The sequence below is a fragment of the Chitinophaga ginsengisoli genome (assembly GCF_003014595.1).
GTDB lineage: Bacteria > Bacteroidota > Bacteroidia > Chitinophagales > Chitinophagaceae > Chitinophaga > Chitinophaga ginsengisoli.
Window position 1 is genome coordinate 146,105 of the sequence record NZ_PYGK01000002.1, and the last position, 21,286, is coordinate 167,390.

A 21,286-nucleotide genomic window follows, 5' to 3' on the forward strand; every position below is an offset into this window, starting at 1 on the left:
CTGTGCAACAATAAGCACTTCCTTTCATTGGCAGCAAGCCGTATTCACTATACCAGGTAGTTGACATACTTTTCTGTAAAGTCTCCGTTGGCAAACAATTCTATCAGTCCGTAACCCGGTGCAGTCTCTCTGTTGTTGCCATTCCACCACGCTCCACTCACTGCGCCGTTGCACAGATAGGTTACATTGTTATACACTACTTTATCTTTCAGATGAATATGCCCGCTTAAACACAACTTCACATTCGGATGCTGATAGAACAGGCGAATGATCTTTGCTACATCAGTATGCATCTCTCCTCCCAGCATCTGCCAGCGGTTCACCACATTATCTTCTACCATCAGGGTGGCCGTCAGGATAGGAATATGCGATAACACACATACCGGCATCCCGGAGTCTGTTGACTTCAATTCCTCTTCCAGCCAATGCATCTGCTCATCTCCCAGTTTGCCAATATACCAGGTATCGTCAATATCCAGGTGAACGCTATCCAGCACGATGAACTTCCATCCGCCTTTCACAAAGCTGTAATAAGGTAATGATAACTGCAGCTGTCCCATGGAATATTGCTTACCATAAGCCGCTTGTCCGCGGCTGTTCTCATGCCACCAGATATCATGATTACCCAGTGTATAATATACCGGCAGACTACATTCATTCTTCATAATGGAATGTAACAATTTCCATTGCTGATCAATAGTGGAGAGATTCTCTTTGTTCATATCAAACACAATATCTCCACCATTCAGGATCATATCCACGGTAGGTTCCTGCGATTGTACATGATGCAGGCATTTCCTGAAATGATCCGGTGCACCCGACTTGTCGTACAGATGTACATCGGTAAGGTGAGCAATCCGCAATACAGGCTTGTCATTGCGGGGAGCCGCTGCAATCGTACCAAAAGGAATAGCCGGAGCCAGCAGCAATCCACCGAGCTTTTTGAACAAGGATCTTCTTTGCATAAACATTCTTTCGTTGACAATAAAAAACTATCCGTACTAATAAGCAAGTACGGATAGCGCCGGTTAAAATAATATATTATTCCTGTGGATACCTGCACCTGCAACAGATTTAACAATATGTTCGTCTTGCAGTACTGCAGGATAACTTTACCAGTTAGGATTCTGTTTCAATGACTGATTTAACAACAGCTCCTGTGCCGGTATAGGGAACAAATAATCCCGGTCTTCACGGAATGTTTTTGGAATAGTACCATTGATGATGATATTACCGCCTGATGCACCATTTTCCAGCACGACATCTGTTCCGAGCTTCAGCAGCTGGATATTGGGAATAGCGGGCGGAGTGGCCGTATAAATAGCCAGATCTGCTGCGCCATCACCATCCAGGTCATAGTTACCTGCTCCGGGGAAATAGGCGCCCTTGAATTGTACTGCCAGCAGATGCCCTTCTTTCCAGCGCATCAGGTCATTCCACATAAACCCTTCCATCACCAGTTCTACCCTTCTCTCTCTTCGTATTTCGAGCAGGATACCCTTGTTGGCACCACTTACATGCCCGTACTGAGCCGCCAGGTAATTGTCAGGAGCAGCATTAACAGCTGCCAGGTCCACATTCGGCATTCCTACCCTGTCTCTCAGCAGCTTGACAGATTGATCAAGATCAGCCTGTGTAATAGTACCCAGTTCTGCCTTAGCCTCTGCATAGTTCAGCAATACTTCCGCATAGCGGAAAACAGGCAATGGATTGGGCGATTTAGCCAGTGCATCATTCGCTGCGGCGGTAACAAACTTCGTGAGCTGATAACCGGTTACCGTACCTGCATAAGAAGGCGGCAGCACCGTATTACCATCAATGCGTTTATAGCCCGGCGCACGCACCGTCTGTGCCAGCCGCGGATCCCTGTTCTGCATCTCATCAAAGAACTGCATCTTGTCGTATCCCGCCTTGTCAGTAAACCGGGAGCCATCTTTCATCAGGTAACTGTTCACCAGGCTTTTCTCCAGTCCCGGTTTACCGAAGGAGGGTGCTGTCGTGTAATAGTTCACATTATGGAAGATCTGTAGATTGGCGCTATATTGCCTTGCCAGGATAATCTCGTCCTGGACAACACTCAGTGAAGAGAACAGGTCTCTGTAAGCTTTGTCAGGCGAGCTTTTATAGATCGTATACGCTCCTCCTTTGATTACTTCGCCCGCAGCATCTGCTGCCATTTGCAGGAAACGGTCAGCATCTTTCAGTTCGAATTCATCATGATATTTTCTAAAGGTGCCTTCAAATAAACAGATACGGGACTTCAAAGCCAGCGCCGTCCACTTTGTTACTTCGGCTACATCTTTTCCTGAGCCCAGGTGTGCGATAGCAAAATCAATATCATTCACGACAGAATCCATTACCAGTGTACGCGGATCTCTTTTCTTATTCAGACTGGCAGTATCATTGACTTCAATAGGTTTGGAATACCAGGGCACATCACCAAAGCGCGCCACCATACTGAAATAAAAGTAGGCACGGAAGAACTTTGCTACAGCCACATACTTATAGGTGATCGTTGTATCAAGATTACCACGCATATAGTTCTGCAGGAAATAATTCACATTGCGCAGATCTGTCCAGTCCCATCCACCACCAGCGACAGGCACAGTACGATTACCTGCTATCTGTGGCGACAGGCTGTTCACCACGATATTGTTGGCAGTCTCTGTATATAAACTTGTAAAACCATTGTCTTCATTGTCTGCATTAGGCAGCATCTTATCGTAGAAAGAACGCACATACAATCTCAACTCGCTCTCCGAATTGAACCCGTTCACAGGAGAGATCTGGGAAAGCGGCTCCCTGTCCAGGAAATCTGAACACCCTGATAATACTATCAGACCAGCTGCTACAAACCCTAATATTCTTTTCATTGCATTAAACAGTTTAGCATTTAGAAAGTGGTGTCAAAACCGAAAGTATATTGTCTGAAGAATGGATAGTTCCTTCCACCGATATCACTACTGTAAGGGCCTACCTGCTCAGGATCTATATATTTGTTGTGCATCTTTGTAAACGTGAACAGGTTCTGACCGGTAAAGTATACGCGCAGGCGTTGCATCTTCACGCGCTTCACCAGGGACGCAGGCAGGTTATAACCTATCGTCAGGTTCTTCAAGCGCACATAAGCCAGGTCCTGCAGATACTTGTCGTTCTTCACTGCCAGCTCTCCACCCGGATAAGCGGCATATCCCCGCAGCAATGGGAAATAGGCATTAGGATTTTCAGGACTCCATACTTTGCTCACAAAGTCTTTCGGCAGGAAGGAGGTATAAGGTCTGCCGTATACACCCCAGAACTTGGCCGCTTCCACATCAGGATACCAGTTCTGTTTACCAATACCCTGGAAGAAGGCAGACAGGTCGAAATTATTCCAGTTAAATCCAGCAGTAATACCGAAGGAATAACGGGGTAATGAGTTACCGATCTTACGCAGATCGCCATGCTCAGACAAAGTATTCTTACCGTCGTTGATCACCTTATCTCCATTCAGGTCGATGAACTTCATATCACCCGCATGCAGTTTGCTCCATTCACCAGGAGAGGTCACACGCTGATCCCTGTCTACATAGTCCTGGTTCACCGTCCAGTTCTTCGCTTCGTCTTCAGACTTGAAATAGCCATCTATACTGTATCCCCACATTTCGCCCAGTTCCTGGCCTTCATAGAAGTTGCTAAGTAATTTATTAGGGTTATCAAACCGGGTGATCTTTGCTTTATAATCAGATAGGACAAAACCAATATTATATGTAAACGGTTTGCCTGCCAGTTTACCATTATCCTGCCATCTCACAGAGAGATCAAAACCTTTTGTTACGAGGTCACCGGCATTCTGTGTAGGTGACGGCGCACCAAATACACCGGGCATTGTTTTACCGGGTATCAGCATATCCCGGGTAGTACGACGATACCAGTCATAGCTGATCTGCAATTTATTTCTGAAGAATCCTGCATCAATACCACCGTCCAGGGAGGCTGATTTCTCCCAGGTAAAATTAGGCGTGATAGGATCAGGAGCACTTAAATACTGCGCCTGGTTGCCGCCTACAATCCATTTGGACAAACCACTGCTCATCACAGGGATGTAAGGATACAGGTTACCACTGCCCACATCCTGATTACCCAGTGAGCCATAAGATGCCCTCAGTTTCAGCTCAGGCAGGACATTTTTCGCTGGTTCGAAAAACGGCTCCTCACTGACTCTCCATCCACCGGAAACGGAAGGAAAGAACCCGAAACGCTCTTCTTTCGGAAAACGGGAACTGCCATCATAGCGGCCATTCACTTCCAGCAGGTATTTGCTTTTATAATCATAATTCACGCGGGCGAAATATCCCAGCAAAGCCCATTCACGGGCATTACCACCTGACTGCTGTGCGCCGGTTCCCAGGTCTATCTGGTTCAGGTCCTCCGAAAGCAGGTTGGTACGCATCCCCATATTGGCCTTATACTTCTGCAGCTCCTGGTTGTAACCTGCGGTCACCTTCATATTATGCTTACCGATACTTTTCTCATAGGTACCATACAGGTTCACCGAATGGTGCTGATCCAGGTAGGTATTTTCATTATACTGATCATAACCGGCTGTATTGATGATACCCGGATTCACTGACCAGGGAATAAGTGTATTACGTTGATAATCGGAATATGGCGCCAGCTCAAAAGTGTAATTACCGGCCAGCGATAATCCACCGCGGAAATGTGTTTCAAAACCCACCATGTTGGTCAGGTTATACTTTTTATTACCACCGTGCGACTTTCTATGCTGCAGATCCGCATACTCATAAGCGCCGTAGTTATTGAGGTTGGTGCGAAAAGCAAAAGTACCGTCCGGATTCTTAGGAACATACGACGCCATAGCATGATTGTACAGGCCTGTCAGATTAGCCCCATAACCCGGCCAGGTATAGTCGTTGGCGCCGAACTGGGTATTACTATAGATAGTCAGCCAGTCTGTTACATGTGCATTGATCTTTGCACGGAAGTTATACGCATTATAGACATCCTGTCGCAGATAGGTCTGGTACATTCCTTTCTGCTGATAGTATCGTCCTGACATCATAAAATCCACCTTATCGTTACCACCGGTCATATTGAAATGCTGTTCCATTCCAGGCTGCGTTTTCCTGAACAGGAAATGCCACCAGTCAGTGCTGCCGTAGTAAACATATTGCTGTTGCCCGTTACGGTTTTGCAATACTACAGACGGTAATGACTTATCCGTCTGCCTGCGTTTCAGCTCAGCATAATCGTCTGCATTAAAGCCTGTGTAGCTATTGCCTACGTTGCGGGAGAACGCTGCATCCACCAGGGAATCCTGTGTAAAACCATCCGTGATAAAATCAGTACGGGTGGTCATACTTTGTATACCATAACTGGCGCCGTAGTTTACATTCAGCTTTCCTTTCTTTGCTTTCTTTGTGGTAATGAGGATGACCCCGAAAGCTGCTCTGGAACCATAGATCGCGGAAGACGCCGCATCCTTCAATACGGAGAGACTTTCAATATCCTGCGGATTGAGCATATCAATATTACCCGGAGCACCATCTATCAGGATCAGCGGAGAACCGGTGGTATTCTGAATAGACGCATATCCGCGTATATTGAAAGCACCTGTACTACCAGGATGCCCATCCCCAAAATTGATATTCAGGTTAGGTACAGCACCCTGTAACGCTTGCGCAGGACTGCTTACAGGTCTGTCAGCAAACACTTCGCTACCTACCTGGCTCACTGCTCCGGTGAGGTTTACTTTCTTCTGGGTACCATAGCCTACTACCACAACATCACCCAGCCCGATGCTTTTCTCGTTCAGACGGATCAGCAGCAGATTTTTACCATTATTCTTCACCGTAAAACCGGGATATTCTCCTTTCTCATATCCCATCATGGTGAATTGGAAATCATATTGACTACCTACTTTAAAGCGTTTGAATACAAAGTCACCATTGGCATCAGTAAGGGTATTGAACTTTGTGCCGGCGCTCTTTTCGATTGCCTGGACAGTCACGCCGGGCAATGCAGTTCCTTTCGTGCTGACTACAGTCCCGTGTACATCAGAGCTGCCCTCCTGCGCCCTGATCTCCTGTTTCATAAGCATCATGAGCAGCAGGCATGAGAGACCCCTGAACAGCGTTTTTGCTTTTCCCATTTTTGATTAAGATTTAATTATTTTACTACAGATATAGCTTCCCCGTATCTGCACGTTTACTACGCAGATAATAGCTGTTCTTCTGTGAAGAACTGTTGGAATAAATGTTTTGAAAATTACCGGATGATGAACACTCCTTCGTCGGCTGTCAGTGTCAGTTCATTGATCCTCGCAATGTTGCCCAGTACCATCTTCAAGGAATCTCCCGGCAATATTTTTCCTGAGAAATAAACGTCTTTAAAATCTTTCTGCTGATAGTTTATAGTCACATGATATTGCTCCTGCAGAAAATCAAACACCTCCTTTAAAGGTGTATTCTCGAACACAATATTGTTGTCATTCACCTGTATAGTTGATAACCTGATATCATTCTGTGTTGCGATACGCTGTTGCCATGCATGGCTTAGCAGATGTTGATGTGTATCCCTGTAATACTGCCATTCATCACCCGGCGCCAGGTATACGTCGTTCATAGCATACAACTGATTGTCTGTTTTCTTTACCACCACTTTCCCTGAATACAATCTCACCAGCAGTTGTTTTCCTTTCCCGGCAGCCATCATAAACCGGGTACCAAGTGCCGTAGTGGTAAATCCTCCTGCTGCGACGCTGAATGGCTTTCCAGCAACCGCCGCTACATCAAATTCTGCTGTTCCTTTCAGATAGATGGTACGGCTGTTTACATTGTAGGCAGATGAATCGAAACGGATCTCCGTGCCCGGGAACAGTCTTGCTACAGAACCATCCGGCAGTCTAAAATAAGCAGGTTGTGTTACTGCGTTATAAACCAGCCATGAGGTATCCTGCTGATGCGCTTCCTGTTGAAGTGCAATGCCTGTAGCTTTTCTGCCTGACCCTGGCAACAGGTGCTGCCAGAGGAACAGACCTGTTATCAGTAATACACTTGCTGCAACTGCAAGGCCACGCCAGGGCAGTCTTCTTATCAGGGTCTTTTCTCCAAAAGTATTTGCCTGGATGTGAGACAACATTTCTTCGTCATACGCCTCAGGATAAGTTCCTTTCCAGGAAACCCTTTCCCACTCTGCCTCCGCTTCGTTATCCGCTTCATTTTCCAGCAGCCAGTTCATTACCACCTTTACCTCTTCCGGTGTACAGTCGCCGTTATTAAATTTTTCTATCAATGCTTTATCAGGCCTCATGCACTGCGCTTATTTTCTTGTGTATCGTATATATGTACACCGCGAAGGTATTGATGCCCCTACCGGTAACAATTTCTTAACAATGACTGCTTACAGGCGAAGCAGCAGTAATAATAAAAGGAAATGGCTGGCAGCGATCTCCCGCAGGTGGTGATGTGCCTTTGTGATGTGATTTTCAACTGTCTTGACGGAGATCGACAGTTCTTCCGCAATTTCTTTGTTGGACAGCCCCCGGTGTAGTTTCAATAGTACCACCTGTTTGCGGATGGGAGATAAATGCAGTACTACTTTTTCCAGGAAATCATTTGTCTCGAAGCTGTTTGTTGCGATGGCAGTTGCAGATGCCCCTTCGGGAAATTGTTCCTGCGTATACTTCAGTTCCCGCTCTTTCTTCCTGTCTTCCATCCTGAGATGGTTGAGTAAGACTGACTTCGCAGTAATAAACACCTGCTTTTCCAGCGGATGCTCGTCTGACAGGCTTTCGCGGTATTGGTAGATACGAATAAAACATTGTTGTGTAAGCTCTTTGGCAGCTTCGGCATCCCGGACTTTCTTCACTAAAAAGTTGAAGACCTTCCCGTTAAAATAATGGTACATTTCAACAAAGGCCTTCTCATTACCCTGTCTGAGACGTTGTACTTCAATTGTATGGTTCATGACCTATCCCTTACATCATGGGACCAGGCAAAGTTATAAATATGTAAATGCGGGATATATTACCTTCTTATTAATTCTATGGAGCCATGCAGACGGGTTCATGATAAAGCCAAATGGCTGAGGGAAAAGTCATGTAGATCAAGTCCGTTGGGGGTGGAATTGTCTGTGGTCCGGTGCTCCCGGAGGACCATGTGTTTCCGGCCATACATTATACTCAGGATGTTGTACTCATCCCTTAGTACAATTTATCAATATCTATTGCTATCAGCCGCGATACAAAAAATGTCAAACGACGGCACTCAGATAGCCGTACCAGCGCTTTCATTTTCCTGTTCCAGCATCATTGACAGGTATACGGCATCACTGATAGGATTGTCGTAATATGCTGCTATGGGGTGGAATCCAAGGCTTGTATATAATTCAATGGCCGGACGCATATGAGCAAGGGTATCAAGCAACATACGTTTATACCCCAGCTTCCTGCCGGCTTCTATGGCTCTTGTGGCAAGCGCTCTGCCAACGCCATGACCTTTGAAGGCATCACGTACAAAAAGCCTTTTCATTTCGCAGGTCGAGTTCTCAAAACTCCGTACACCTACGCAACCAGCCGGCTGTCCGTCTACCAAAGCGAGAAATAAAGCACCTTCAGGTGCTACATAGTAGGGATAAGGTAAACTGCTTAGTTCTTCTTCGAACCGTTGAAAACTAAGGTCCACACTTAACCAGTTGGCATACTCGCGGAAGAGTCCTTTAACCTTCTCCAGCGATTTCAAATCATCCTTTTTTACTTCTACAATGTCTAGCATACCGCATCTTTTTAGTATATAAAACGCAAAAGCCTCCTGAGCATCAGAAGGCTTTTTCCGGTTCCGGATAGGGAATATGTTTGTAAGTTCACATAGTACCTTTCCTGAACACTTACTGTAAACGATATAATTTTAAAATTAACTCATTGTCAGCATTCAAAACTTCACTCAATTCAGCCTTACTGCTCACCTCCCTGTTTTTTTTAGGGGGGAAACAAATATAAGGAATTTTACTCAAAAAGCACAGCTGTTGAAAGAAATACTTTAAGTCCTATTTACTATCGGTATGTGCCGCTTTCAGTTCTGCTGCGAGGGCCATCATCGTGTTTACACCCCAGTGTTCATAGTACTTTCCGTTCTTTATCGTCACCATATCCATCACATGAATAATTACAGGCTGATGTGTAGCTGCTACGCCCATAAAAGTACCTGTATGTATGCCGCTGATCGTCTTTCGTGTTGTGACCTTATCACCCTCTCCTACCTGTTCATAAATCGTTACTTTCAGATCTGAAAATGCAGGACGCAGGATGTTCTCAAAAGTATGTATCAACCCTGCAGGCCCTTTATCCATCCCCTTCGCAGCAGTATGATTGATAAACGCAGGATCTACTATTTCCTGGAAGCTCTGCGGATTACCCTCTTCAATGATCTCTTTGTTGAAACGTCTTACGATGGCTTTGTTCTGTTCAATTGTTGCTGTCATGATCTATGATTTTCATCAAAATTAGATCGTATGCGAACGGGTATGTTAGTCCTGTGCGTTCAGCCTTTGTGCCTGGACGTTCATATTTTGTTCCTGGTAAGCCGAAGGTGTAACACCAAATACCTGGCGGAATGATTTCGAGAAGCTGGAATGACTTTCATAACCTACCTTATCGTACACATCTCCTGGTTTGGTCTGCCTGTCTCTCAGCAATCTTGCCGCCACCTGCATTTTCTGTTCCAGCATCCATCGCTGGGGAGATGTACCATAGATCTTCATAAACCGGCGTTTAAAAGTAGACAGGCTCATACTGCACAGAAAAGCCAGTTCCTCTACCGTCACCGGGCGGGTGATATTACCTTCCACGGCCTTCCGGATCTCGAAATCCTGTGTACTGCCGGCGCTGTTGCCCTTAAACTGCAGCAGGATATCCGGCGTTGTCTGTAACAGGTAAAACAATAGCTCTTCGAACTTGAGCAGGCAGACCTCCTGCGGCAAGGGCTGATCCATCTGCAACATCAGTCGCAGGGATTCAATATAGTTACGGAGGAATACATCTTTCTCAAAAGTGATGAACGACGCTTCGGGTAACGCTTTCCCTTGCCGGTGCTGTTGTACCAGGCGATCATACTTCATGTAGAAATCCTGTAATGCATGATCGCTGAAATATAGCAGGATGGCCTGGTAATCACCTTTGTCAGACAATACACTGGTGGTCAGGCAGCTCCCTGCGGCCAGGAACAGGAAAGCGTCGTCATTGACAGTGGTGGATTGTCCGCCGTAGATAACCGTCTTACGTCCTTCAATCAACAGGTGGATCATATTCCTGTGCAGGATGACCCTGTTCTTTTTCGTCTTACAAAGGGAAGTAAAGGGTCTGATGAGGAAGTGATCCTCTTCACGGTATTGTGCCGGATTCAGGTCCTGAGGAAGATTGATGACTTGCATTCCTGCAAAGATCACAAAAAAACATTTACGGTATGATACCACGCTTCCGGAAATCGTCAAAGATCCGGAAGAACATTTCCTTTGTCTCCACATATTCATGAAAGCCTGCCCTGCGTGCCTTAGATCCGTCTCCAAACATATCATAATCCCAGCTGAATACGAAGTCGGCAAAGCGCCAGGAGGACAACTCCTCATAGCTGATATCCGCCAGCCCGTATTTCTGCTTCATTTTCTCCCATAGAGGCGCTTTGTCGGCCATGATCACCTCCAGCGACATCGGCAATGGCGGTGCTACCTGTAAATCGAAATAAGAAGCTATTTCCGGCCACATCTCATTCCAGCGGAATAAGTCTCCATTGACGATATTAAATGCCTCATTTGCCGCCTTTCCCGTCGTTGCAGCCCAGGTAGTTGCCTTTGCCAGGAGACCGGCATCTGTCATCTCTATTAATTTATCATAAGCCCCGGGTTTACCAGGGAAGCGTAGCGGCAGGCCTAACTCCTTTGAAATAACCGCATACATGGCAATGGCCAGGGCCAGGTTCATAGGATTACCCAGGGCGAATCCACCCACTACGGAGGGACGTAATGCTGACCAGGTCCATTGTTTACCCACCTGCTGCTGTTCCAGGAATTCCTGCTGGTCTACATTGAATTCCGGAGGCATATGTCCGGCGTCCGATTCCCTGGCAGGAGTTTTGAAAGGTCCCAGGTGGGCGCCATACACTTTATATCCCTGCATCAGGCTGATATGCTGCAGATCGGTTGCTACCGGTTCTACTACTTCCACCAGGTTTTTCAGCATCGCCAGATTGGGTGGTACCAGCTCCGCCCAGGTGGGTGCGTCTACATACGCTGCATAGAAAATGTGGGTGATGTCCGTGAGAGAGTGCAGCTTGTTATAAGTATCCTCCCTGTTCTGCAGGTCCACCGCGATATGTCGTATGCCCCCTTCCGTTTTTCCTCCTCTTCTTGATAATCCGATAATATCCCAGTCGCCCAATGTGGCCAGATGAGCTGCCAGGTTCCTGCCAATTACGCCTTGTGCACCTGCGATGAGTGCTACTTTTCGTTGTCCGTTCATACAGTTGATTTTATGCCTCAAAATTACCTTCATGCGTTAGTCTGGCATTTGTACATTGGTAGGGATTATTTGTATTTTGCGTCGTATGCAGCGGTATGTTCAACATGAGTTTTTAAAAGTCTCCCATTTCACCTGTGCAGAGTGGCCACATCCTTTGCATAACCACAATCATTTTGAGCTGATCTTCATTCACCAGGGCAGCGGCTTTCATTGTCTGTCGGGTATGAAATATCCTTACAGCAGCGGGGCGGTGTTCTTACTTCATCCTGCGGATTACCACAGTTTCGAAATCGGGACAGCCACTACTTTCACGTTTATTAAGTTCACCAGCGCTTATATCACGCAGGTAGGACATCTTCCCGCAGAACATCACTGGAACCGGCATATGGATGAGTTGCTGGTCTGTAGTCGCCGGCAACAGCTGCCTGTTCTCAAATCTTCCGCGGATGCGGACAAAATAGATTCCCTGCTTCGTCTGCTGGTAAGTGAATGGCAAGAAACCGCCAATGAAACTAGTGAGACAATTTTCTTTCTCGTGCAGTCTGTGATGTCTATCATCAGGCGTAATATGCATGAATCAGCAGAAGCACCCGTCAAGCAGCAGGAAAAAATCACGCATATCCTGCATTATATCCACCAGCATATTTATGATACGGCGAATATCAGGCAGGAACATCTGGCCGCGTTATTCGGTTTTTCCGGGAAACATTTAGGCGCTTTCTTCAAAGAGCAGATGCAGGTTTCGCTTCGCGATTATATCCAGCAATACAAGCTGCATATTATTGAAAACAGATTGAAGTACAGCTCTTTATCCTTAAAAGAGATCAGTGAGGAACTGGGCTTTACCGACCTCAGTCATTTTAATAAATTCTTCAAAAGTCATCACAGAATGAATCCATCTGCATTCAGGGAGAAATAACCCTATTTGACAATGCATATAAAAATATTATATTTGTCTGACAGTGTTCGATCCTATGACTGACAGTCTGATAATGCCAGCGAACTATTTCTAAATCAGTATTAGATCCTATGAAACTTTTTGATCGCTTCAGCAAAAAATCCACCACTACTCCTGGGCCTGGGCAAGTGCCTACCGGCGACAACTTTGTAGATGACCTGGTAACTTATTTCAGTTCTCAACCGGAAGTGACCGCTGCTTATTTTGGTTTTGCCTACAATAGTGTTAAACAATACCAACTTTTTCTTGCGGTAGATCATGAAGGAATAGCCGAGGTCATCTCAGACCCTACCTGGATGATTAAATCTGCACATATGAGCGATACGGAGATCCAGTATGCGTCTCCTACGCGCAGCAGTGATATGTTGGAATACATCAGTCAGCACAATCCGCCTTTTTATCATAAAGACAATTCCGCATTATTGCAGCAAAAGGTCATGAAGCAGTGGTTCGATGTAACGAAATATAAACAGGAGTTGATTGATACACTCAAAGCGTCGAAAGTCTTCACACTTGCACATGAATACGAAAAGCCGGCAGACCGTTTGAGCTTTACCACCTATGTCAGGGATACGGGTGAATTCATTCCGTTATTTAGTCACCAGGATATGATCGCTAAAAGTGGGATCAGTGAAATACCAACAGGCCGGCTGGCTGTACAGCTACCTTTTGAAATGATTTCAAAAATGCTGGGACAGGAGCAATTCTTTATACTGAACCCAGGTACGCCTTTTGAAGTGGAACTGCTTGTATAAAAATACTATCTTGCAGCGGTTACCCGTCTTTCCTATTGTAGGTTTCATTCAACCAGGGAAAGTGATAAACCGGTAGCATACAACCATATGATAGAAAATCTGGAAGAACTCCTTTCCGAACTAAATCCCAATGACGTTTCCAGGTTTAGCCTGGCAGGTGCTGAGACCCTGTGGTTAACCTTTAAGAATATTTACACTAAAGAATTTAAGGGAGACGTTACTATTACTTCAGACCTTTTTGATAAAGCCTGGTTACTGGTATCGGGTCAATTGAAAGATACGACTGTCGATCAGCTGGAAACTGCTGCTAAAAGCCAGATCCCTGATCTCGACAATTTCATGGATATCTTCGAATCTGCCTGGCGCACTACTTTAGCTTCTGCTGCGCAGAATGCCGCTACCGGCGTATGGCTGGCTATCTGCGGATTAGCAGTAGAGCCGCTGGGCGCAGCAATGGACACTTCTGATATTATCTCGAATACACTGGATATACTGATCAGTACACAGTATAGCGTTGAGCATGGAAATGATGAGTATCCATCTGAAGAAGACGTACAAGGACATCCACTGTACCAACATGAGAAGACGAGGCAACTCGAAGCGATCAAGGCATTGAAGAATGGTAAAGCTGCAAACTTCAGATCTGAGTTTGTAACATTACTGAACCTGGAGTCGTTGGGACTTCCTCAGGAATAAGCATATCATCTGATTATAAGAAAAGCCCTTTCCCGGTGGGAAAGGGCTTCTTTTTTGATACTAAAGATCCCTGCTTATCTGGTGGGAAGTAGTTAGGACCCGCTTACTTCGTCGGAAAGAGTTGCGGTAAAATGCTGACGTTAAAATCAACTATATCTTTTGTAGACTGATTGATGGCCTCAAATTTTTCTGTCATTGGTCCGCCGCCAACGATTGTCCAAAGCGGTCTTTCTCCTTTAGGCAGTTCTACCAGTTTCAGCATCGCATCAGCTACTTCCTGCGGGTCGCCACTTTCTGGAGTGGGCACGAAGTATTGTAGTAATGCACGTTTGAAGTTCAGTGCGTCTTCACCATATTTCGCCTCTACCTCTTCATTTTTTCCCACTATTCTTTTGTTCGTGATATCGGTGGTTTGGAAAGCACCTGGCTGGATATTTACTACGTCGATACCTGATGACTTCAGTTCATAGTGATACCCAACAGTAGCAGCGTCCAAAGCTGCTTTCGTACCGTTGTAGGTACTCAGGCTTGGGATATGGTTTCTGCTCTGTACGCTGGTTACGTTAATGATAAGTCCTTCTTTCTGCGCATGCATATAAGGTAATACTGCCTTCATCGTACGTTCGGGCCCGAGTGTATTTACCTGGTACATTTGCTCCGTTTGTTCAATGGTCAGCGCTTCTCCAAATCCATAATAACTGACACCCGCGTTGTTGATAAGTACATCAATCCTGCCACCTGATTTCTTCGCTATTTCAGCAACGGCGGCATTGACGGATACAGTGCTTGTTACATCCATTTCCACTACCTCTACCTTTACGTTGTGCGCTTTAGCCCAATCCTTTAATTCCTGTGCCACTGCCGCGTTAGCGCCGGATAACCATTTAATATTACGCATTGTAGCGTATACTGTGTGTCCCTGTAGTGCAAGTGTCTTCACTGCTTTCAATCCGAATCCGCTGGCGCTTCCTGTCAGAATGATCTGTTTCATTGTTTAATAATTGATGGTTTGAATAATTGGTTTTATTGTTAAAATGTCTACCTACACACAGGTAGGTGTTATAGTTTTTAAAAAAGTCTTTTCTGAAAAGGCTTACACAACTACCTATATGCAGGTAGGTATTACAGGCAAATAAAAATCCTTTTATGAGGATTTAACTGTTTGCCTCAGTGAGTTGATCGTTTTGTCGAAGGCTGCTTTTCCGCCTGTACGACCTACCAACAAAGCGCCAGGCATCATGGCCATCCAAACATTGGCCAGGTCATCCACTGACTCTTTAAACGAGAACTCACCTGATTCAAGTCCTTCTTTCAGCGTGGCCGCCAGCCAGACTGTTACCAGCTCAGCATATTGTGACACCGCCAGCTTCATTCTTTCTGTGATCTCATTATAGGAACTACTGAAAGTACTGATCACACAAAGCTTCTTACCCTCTCTGAAATAATACTCATAACTGGCGATCAGGGCCTGCAGCTTGTCCATAGCCTTCGCCTTCTTCGTCTTCTGGGTGAGGTAAATGAAGTCCTGGCGGTCTTTTTCTATTACAGCCAAGCCGAGGTCTTCCTTGGACGGGAAATAATGGTGAATAGAAGCGTTTTTGATGTTCAGCTCCAAAGCGATCTGTTTATAGTTAAAGGAATGATAGCCAATCCTTTGCATATAGTCTCTGCCAAGTTCTATTATTCTGTCTCTGGTGTTTTGTGCTGTGTTCATCGTAAAGTTTATGCTTTGACGAGGCAAAGATACCTACTTATAGATAGGTAGACAAATTTATTTTGGGAGGAATGACTTTCTTAAAATAAAAAGGATGCCTCAAACATTTTTGAGACATCCCTCGGCTTAAAATATATTTCTCACTCAGATTCCAATTGCTACTTGCTGTTAAATTTATCGATCCAATAAGCGATATCTTCCGCCTTTAATTCTCCGACCTATTCCGACCTCTTTGAATTCAAAAAAACAAGCCTCGTTTTTTATACAACTCATATAATAGCAGATTAGCAGCCCAGTCAGTATCAGGATCATTAAGCGCCTTTATCCACTTTTCAGGTGTCATCTTCTTAATAAGAGAAGAGTCGTTCGCCAATTTATCTACCCGTACTAAATACTGCGTCGGTTCCATTCTTCCATTTTTAAATTTTGCACCTATTATACTAATATGATAAGAAACTGTCTCATTATTAATATGAGTAAACAAACTATCTTGTTGTGCATATACGCTCAGACTAGTCAATGATAATCCCAGAAAAACAGCCAACTTGCAAGTTGAAAATCTTAATTTAATAGCCCATATTAGCACTTCTGCCATCTTCCGTTTGTAATGTGCTATCCTCAGCCGTTTCAATGCTTATATTTTACCAATTAAAAGGAAATAAATCACTTACTCAATTCGTCAAAAAAGTCCAAGGACTCTTTTAAGCAGGTTGAAAATGGCCGTTCGAGATTGCTTAATATTACGGAATTGCAAATTTCTTTCAATTGTACTGAAGGATATTTAAATGAAACAAAAAAGCCATAATCATGGCTGGGCATTCGCAACGGATCCGATTTAGCTGTGTGTATAAAAGAGCTATCTCTAACTAAACATTGCAGCCACGTATTTATACGGTTATCTGTCAAAATTTTATATTTCTTGGTTCTTAAATTATAACAGTATGCCTTCATAATATTATTTCTATTCACGATAACAGCAAATGTAGCCGCCGCAAAAGCCCGATAACCAATAACTTGAACGACCTCATGTTTATTTAGCTTAATTTTCCCGACAATACTGTCTATAGTTGACAAATAGGATTTCTTATCAAATGAAGAATAGTAGTCGCATTTACATTCCCAAGTAGCCTGTGCTTGAATATTTCTACACAGAGATAACAATAGTATTAAAACACCAAAATAGCGCATGGTATATATATTACTTTAATAATCTCATCAATTTCAATACCTCTTTTGTATCCTTATAATACTGAGGTACATCCTTAGCGACACTGGGTTCTATAAGTCGGCCTCGGTTATGTTGTCCTCCGTTTCTGTAAACATCTAACCCCTGCGATCTTAAATAAACATTACTCATTTGAATAGCATCTTCCTGGTTAAACACAGGATTCGACAGAGACCATCCCACACCATGCCCAAGTAGTTCGTGTGCTATTGCCTCACCAAACGACGGGCCTCTCTCTACATACTTTCCGTCTTTTTGTACGTATGCCATGTCGCCGACCACTTTTGAGTCCATAACGATGCCTGTGATAGTACTGTTTTCACCATAACTCTTATTTAATCCACCTCCATCTTTAAAATCTAAGAGATCTGCCGACGCCTCCAGTAGTTTCTCCGTTCCTGCCTCTGCATTTTCTCCTGATTTTAAGACAGACACAACATGTGTTGCATCTTGTGATATTGCCAGTAAATAAGCTCCTGCAAGGGTCAATTGATCTTCATTTAGTCCGCTCGATGCATCAATAAAAGCATCCATGCTAATGCTATTAAATGTGACGCCATCCTTTCCAATTTGAAAGAGTGACTGTACTTTTTCGTTTCCCGCAAAAGAACCGCGAATCCCCTCTAGTAACCTTTGCGCAGATCGTTCAGAATATCCTCGTATCGTATCGCCACGGAAATCACTGTTAAAAATTGGATTATTCCCCATTGCTGTATATGGACTGAGAGAATAGTCTGGCATGGGATCAATCTGCGTCCAGCGGCCAATCTGCGGATCCATCGTCCTGTAGAACGCATCATATTGGTTAAGATCCAAATCGGTAGTATGCTCAATACCATTGAACTCCTTTCGGTTTTGTGAATAATTCGAACCTTTCAAAGCATCAGTAGAAATTCCCGCCATTGTCAACCCATACGGATAATAATGCGTCTCCTCCAACAAAGGCCCACTATTCACCACCAAAGCAACATTATCAAAGAACACATCCTGCTGAGTTTCATTACTCGTATAAACATAAAGGAAACCACTCATTTCAACCGCCATTTTCTCTACTTCTAATTCCTGCAGTTCATCTGGGCTTTCTTTCACCTGCCTTACACCACTATTATCCTCCACTAATTTAAATTTATCATCGAATAAAACAAAGTTTAAATATGCTTTCGGACGATTTGACTGCCCATTATCGTTATTTTTCTCTCTTAAACGTTGATAATTATTGTTATAAAAGTCTGCATTAAAAGGTGTATTATTAGAAATCGCCTGGGACGCATGCGATCCATTTTCACCTTCAGTCCCTCCAAATGCCTGCACCAATCCTGCTACCATATCTTCTACTGGAGCCTTTCCGTTATTATCACTCGGTCCCTGAGACTTATAAAATGCCTTTGCCTTGATTTGAACTGTATCGCCGACCATTACACGCAACACCAATGAAGGACCAATCTTCTTTCCTCCTGCTTTCGCGTTCAACTTCGCTACAAACTTATTTTGTTCTGTAGTTTGGTCATCAGGATAACCGGACGGCTTTTCAGCACGGGTTTCCTCCACATTACTAAACAATGCCACTTCCTGGGCAGCTACCTCCGTTTCCATAGTCGCGGCATACATTGTAAAGTCTGCCTGGTCCGTCAAAACCGTCCTCACGTTCCCAAGGTGATCTTTTTCGAAATAATCAAATGCATATTGCACCGGTTGTCCACTTTTATAAACAGGGCGGATACGGCCTTCTTCATGACTTATCAACTCCAGGCTATCCTGCTTATAGACAAATGCGCCCGCATAGTCAGTCACCGTTGTTTTAGAGGAGCTGCCGGTATTGTCTACTACAGTCTTGGCCAGTTTATTTCCGGTAGCATCATACAGATAAGTAATTGTGCCCTTACCTGCGATAGTGATCACTGAAGGGAGGTTCAGATGATTATATACAATTGAACTGATATGTTTATTAGAGTCAGCCACCATATTGCCATTTCCATCATAGAAATAGTCATTGCCGGTATTCGTCCCATCAATAAAATCCCCCAGTTTGGCAGATGCAGTCTTTGCAGGATTTGGATCAGCTACCGCCGCTAATTTGTTACTATTAGCTAGGTAGGTATAGCTTAGACGATCTATTGTGTCAATCTTTGTTCCGATCATTCCCTTCTGCCACATAGATTTGATATTGCCATTAGCATCATAAGTCAGATTACTAACTGTGAAATCTTTCTTATCCTGTGCCCAACTGCCGCCGTTTTTCTGGGTAAAGTAAGCCCCTGTCAGGCGATTAGCCTTATCATAGCCATAACCGTACGCCCACGCACTATCTGCACGTGTCTTCCATTTTACGCCCGAGATATTACCATTATATTGGCTGGAATCAAATCCATAGTCATAGCTCAACTCCTGGCCAAACCAGTTGGACGTACTGCTACCGCTGTTTACAAAGTTCTTGTTGATACCCTGTAGCCAGCCCCGGATATTATAAGTGTAATTTAAACTGTCAATCACACTTCCCGAAGAAGCTACGCCCAAACGTTTTAACTTCAATTGCCCCAATTCATCATAACTGCTCGCTGATATCAATTTCTCCTGGCTTACATCATCATTCAATTGCTTCTTCACTGTAAGCAATCGGCCACCATGATCATATGTCATACTTGTCAGCAAGGTACTTTGCAGTGTAATGCTTCTTGGATTTTGATGACGAAGATATGTAGCAAGAACAGCTCCCTTAAAATTATACAATGTTGTCAGTACATCCTTACCTCCCAGGTTATTCTCACTTATTACTTGAATTGCACGGCCTTTGTCATTGTAATACGTAGTTGTTGTCAGCCAGTTATTAGTTCCCAATACCCTTACTTTAGTACCTGTCACTAAGCCCGTGGTCATAGTACTTATTGGTAGTTTCTCGGGGTACAAGGTATCCGCAGCCAATAACTTTCCAGTGTCAGTACCAACAAAAGCCAGCCTACCAGAATAGTTATAGTTATCATAAAATGTATAGGTCAATGGCGTTAAAGCAGATGCTGATATATTAGGTAATGGATTCGTCGCAGTAATTATCGTCGTATCACCTCCTGCAGCTGGATCAATTCTAGCTTCGGTATCTCCGCCTGTGTTGGAGTCAAATCCCTCCAATATAGCAATGCTGTTGGTAGCTGTGTATAACGCACTACCATCGTGACTATACAAAGCCAGATCCGCCGTTACAGGCGCCACATAAGAGATGGATTGAGACGCTGGTGCAGCATTCATACTCGTCTGTAAAGCTTCTCTGGTAGACGTTCCCTTATAGATAGCCGTCATAGTTGGCCGATTTAGGTCATCATAAAAAGTCACCAGCCATTCCATAGGCGATTTCGTCCGTTGAACGGAGTCTTGTGTAAATACAAGCCTGTCCCGTACATCGTACACCATGAATACCCTACCAGCACCAGGCACCTTTTTTACCACCAGGCGTTGCCTTCCATCGTATTGATATTGAAAACACAACTCATCAGCGATGGCTGTACTTATTGTCCAGGAGCCTTTTATAGCATCTACAGCCAGTGGGGGTATAACGAAACGCAGACTTCCCAGATCATCATACACATAGTAAGTACATAACCAGCCTATATGTCCTGTACCAGGAGTGGCCGCAATCTGTACCTTTTTTAATACCACCTGACCTTGCTTGTCCTTATACTCAACCACCTGGCTGCCTTGTTCATCAATAGTCACATTCTCTTGTAGCTGTCCTGCTGCGTAATTGCCTACACTGGTAGGTATCCCTGTCCCGATATTCCACAATCGCACCGAATCAGCCACGGAATTCACCTGATACCGGCTTTCTACAGGATGATTAACCCAGCTATTGCCTGGCGCATAGGATTTAAGCGGCCTGTTAAGTGGCGACTGCTCAAACTCCTGCTGACCATAATAAATGTTCTCACCTATAACGCCAGGATTAAGTACTCCATTCTGATAAAATGCCTTCTGAGAATTAAAGGGATCCGTCTTAAACTTTCCATCGCTGACATTACCTGACTGCTGCACATAGGGAAGATATTTGAATTGTTCTCTTCCATAGTTATCATATATCACTGGCGCTACCAGGTCCTTTCCGCCACTACTCGTTCCTTTAGAAACCGTCTGTATTGGCCGGCCAAGACCATCAATGTATTGAGTAGTCTGTTTCACTTCCCTAACCAACCTGCTAGCCGATGTAACTGCTGCCGTATCCGTCAATGGCTTATCTGGCTCCCAGGTTCTGACATAGTTGATCGAAGTAGTATTATATGCTGCCGGAACTGTTACCGCCGTTGCCGTAGAGCGTGTTCCCCCAGGTCTGTTTTGGGCAGGCAAAAAAACTGGTACAATAAGAAGAGTACTCAGTATTATAGTATAAATTACGTTTTTCTTAAACTTCATAGGTTTGCTACTATTTAGAGGAAGCCTTATA

Annotated in this window: 16 protein-coding genes; 3 read left to right on the forward strand and 13 right to left on the reverse strand. The window is 44.4% G+C overall.

What is annotated here, in order from left to right; translation table 11 throughout:
* Window positions 1-47: 47 nt before the first annotated feature.
* The 9 genes from CLV42_RS05120 to CLV42_RS05160 all read right to left on the reverse strand — a co-directional run bounded on the left by CLV42_RS05120 (window position 48) and on the right by CLV42_RS05160 (window position 11,512).
* Window positions 48-965, reverse strand: a complete 918-nt coding sequence (locus tag CLV42_RS05120; RefSeq protein WP_106601341.1) for a metallophosphoesterase family protein — start codon at window positions 963-965, stop codon at window positions 48-50.
* A 147-nt stretch (window positions 966-1,112) separates the two neighbouring features.
* Window positions 1,113-2,873, reverse strand: a complete 1,761-nt coding sequence (locus CLV42_RS05125) for a RagB/SusD family nutrient uptake outer membrane protein (protein WP_106600826.1) — start codon at window positions 2,871-2,873, stop codon at window positions 1,113-1,115.
* Window positions 2,874-2,893: 20 nt separating this feature from the next.
* A complete protein-coding gene (locus CLV42_RS05130) occupies window positions 2,894-6,151 on the reverse strand; it encodes a SusC/RagA family TonB-linked outer membrane protein (protein WP_106600827.1) in 3,258 nt (1,085 codons plus the stop codon).
* Window positions 6,152-6,267: 116 nt separating this feature from the next.
* On the reverse strand, window positions 6,268-7,311 hold the full coding sequence (locus CLV42_RS05135) for a FecR family protein (protein WP_106600828.1): 1,044 nt from the start codon (window positions 7,309-7,311) through the stop codon (window positions 6,268-6,270).
* Window positions 7,312-7,401: 90 nt separating this feature from the next.
* A complete protein-coding gene (locus CLV42_RS05140) occupies window positions 7,402-7,968 on the reverse strand; it encodes an RNA polymerase sigma factor (protein WP_106600829.1) in 567 nt (188 codons plus the stop codon).
* Window positions 7,969-8,267: 299 nt separating this feature from the next.
* Window positions 8,268-8,774 (reverse strand): GNAT family N-acetyltransferase, encoded by a 507-nt coding sequence (locus tag CLV42_RS05145; RefSeq protein ID WP_106600830.1) that lies wholly within the window; start codon window positions 8,772-8,774, stop codon window positions 8,268-8,270.
* Between the two features lie 271 nt (window positions 8,775-9,045).
* Window positions 9,046-9,480, reverse strand: a complete 435-nt coding sequence (locus CLV42_RS05150; protein ID WP_106600831.1) for an ester cyclase — start codon at window positions 9,478-9,480, stop codon at window positions 9,046-9,048.
* 45 nt (window positions 9,481-9,525) lie between these two features.
* Window positions 9,526-10,428 carry a helix-turn-helix transcriptional regulator gene (locus tag CLV42_RS05155; RefSeq protein WP_170117402.1) on the reverse strand — a complete coding sequence of 301 codons (903 nt, stop codon included), beginning with the start codon at window positions 10,426-10,428 and terminating at the stop codon, window positions 9,526-9,528.
* 25 nt (window positions 10,429-10,453) lie between these two features.
* Window positions 10,454-11,512 carry an SDR family oxidoreductase gene (locus CLV42_RS05160; protein ID WP_106600833.1) on the reverse strand — a complete coding sequence of 353 codons (1,059 nt, stop codon included), beginning with the start codon at window positions 11,510-11,512 and terminating at the stop codon, window positions 10,454-10,456.
* 85 nt (window positions 11,513-11,597) lie between these two features.
* Here CLV42_RS05160 and CLV42_RS05165 point away from each other — a divergent pair, with 85 nt between their 5' ends.
* From CLV42_RS05165 to CLV42_RS05175, 3 genes are all read left to right on the forward strand, one after another.
* Complete coding sequence (locus CLV42_RS05165) at window positions 11,598-12,431, forward strand: AraC family transcriptional regulator (RefSeq protein ID WP_106600834.1); 834 nt, start codon at window positions 11,598-11,600, stop codon at window positions 12,429-12,431.
* Between the two features lie 110 nt (window positions 12,432-12,541).
* Window positions 12,542-13,225, forward strand: coding sequence for an enhanced serine sensitivity protein SseB C-terminal domain-containing protein (locus CLV42_RS05170; RefSeq protein WP_106600835.1), 684 nt, complete (start codon window positions 12,542-12,544; stop codon window positions 13,223-13,225).
* A gap of 87 nt (window positions 13,226-13,312) precedes the next feature.
* Entirely contained in the window at window positions 13,313-13,921 is a 609-nt protein-coding gene (locus CLV42_RS05175; protein WP_106600836.1) for a DUF416 family protein, read from the forward strand.
* 103 nt (window positions 13,922-14,024) lie between these two features.
* On the opposite strand, the gene CLV42_RS05180 is transcribed toward CLV42_RS05175, so the two are convergent.
* From CLV42_RS05180 to CLV42_RS05200, 4 genes are all read right to left on the reverse strand, one after another.
* Complete coding sequence (locus CLV42_RS05180; RefSeq protein WP_106600837.1) at window positions 14,025-14,912, reverse strand: SDR family oxidoreductase; 888 nt, start codon at window positions 14,910-14,912, stop codon at window positions 14,025-14,027.
* A gap of 153 nt (window positions 14,913-15,065) precedes the next feature.
* Entirely contained in the window at window positions 15,066-15,635 is a 570-nt protein-coding gene (locus CLV42_RS05185) for a TetR/AcrR family transcriptional regulator (protein WP_106600838.1), read from the reverse strand.
* A 238-nt stretch (window positions 15,636-15,873) separates the two neighbouring features.
* Window positions 15,874-16,230: a hypothetical protein gene (locus CLV42_RS05190; RefSeq protein WP_146154314.1), complete on the reverse strand. Its 357-nt coding sequence runs from the start codon at window positions 16,228-16,230 to the stop codon at window positions 15,874-15,876.
* 603 nt (window positions 16,231-16,833) lie between these two features.
* Window positions 16,834-21,255 (reverse strand): DUF6443 domain-containing protein, encoded by a 4,422-nt coding sequence (locus tag CLV42_RS05200; protein WP_106600841.1) that lies wholly within the window; start codon window positions 21,253-21,255, stop codon window positions 16,834-16,836.
* Window positions 21,256-21,286 lie beyond the last annotated feature (31 nt).

Coding starts and splice junctions, on each gene's coding strand:
- CLV42_RS05135 (WP_106600828.1), bottom strand. CDS start 7,311: ATGAGGCCTGATAAAGCATTGATAGAAAAATTTAATAACGGCGACTGT.
- CLV42_RS05145 (WP_106600830.1), bottom strand. CDS start 8,774: ATGCTAGACATTGTAGAAGTAAAAAAGGATGATTTGAAATCGCTGGAG.
- CLV42_RS05120 (WP_106601341.1), bottom strand. CDS start 965: ATGCAAAGAAGATCCTTGTTCAAAAAGCTCGGTGGATTGCTGCTGGCT.
- CLV42_RS05180 (WP_106600837.1), bottom strand. CDS start 14,912: ATGAAACAGATCATTCTGACAGGAAGCGCCAGCGGATTCGGATTGAAA.
- CLV42_RS05175 (WP_106600836.1), top strand. CDS start 13,313: ATGATAGAAAATCTGGAAGAACTCCTTTCCGAACTAAATCCCAATGAC.
- CLV42_RS05165 (WP_106600834.1), top strand. CDS start 11,598: ATGCAGCGGTATGTTCAACATGAGTTTTTAAAAGTCTCCCATTTCACC.
- CLV42_RS05130 (WP_106600827.1), bottom strand. CDS start 6,151: ATGGGAAAAGCAAAAACGCTGTTCAGGGGTCTCTCATGCCTGCTGCTC.
- CLV42_RS05190 (WP_146154314.1), bottom strand. CDS start 16,230: ATGGCAGAAGTGCTAATATGGGCTATTAAATTAAGATTTTCAACTTGC.
- CLV42_RS05160 (WP_106600833.1), bottom strand. CDS start 11,512: ATGAACGGACAACGAAAAGTAGCACTCATCGCAGGTGCACAAGGCGTA.
- CLV42_RS05155 (WP_170117402.1), bottom strand. CDS start 10,428: ATGCAAGTCATCAATCTTCCTCAGGACCTGAATCCGGCACAATACCGT.
- CLV42_RS05185 (WP_106600838.1), bottom strand. CDS start 15,635: ATGAACACAGCACAAAACACCAGAGACAGAATAATAGAACTTGGCAGA.
- CLV42_RS05200 (WP_106600841.1), bottom strand. CDS start 21,255: ATGAAGTTTAAGAAAAACGTAATTTATACTATAATACTGAGTACTCTT.
- CLV42_RS05125 (WP_106600826.1), bottom strand. CDS start 2,873: ATGAAAAGAATATTAGGGTTTGTAGCAGCTGGTCTGATAGTATTATCA.
- CLV42_RS05150 (WP_106600831.1), bottom strand. CDS start 9,480: ATGACAGCAACAATTGAACAGAACAAAGCCATCGTAAGACGTTTCAAC.
- CLV42_RS05140 (WP_106600829.1), bottom strand. CDS start 7,968: ATGAACCATACAATTGAAGTACAACGTCTCAGACAGGGTAATGAGAAG.
- CLV42_RS05170 (WP_106600835.1), top strand. CDS start 12,542: ATGAAACTTTTTGATCGCTTCAGCAAAAAATCCACCACTACTCCTGGG.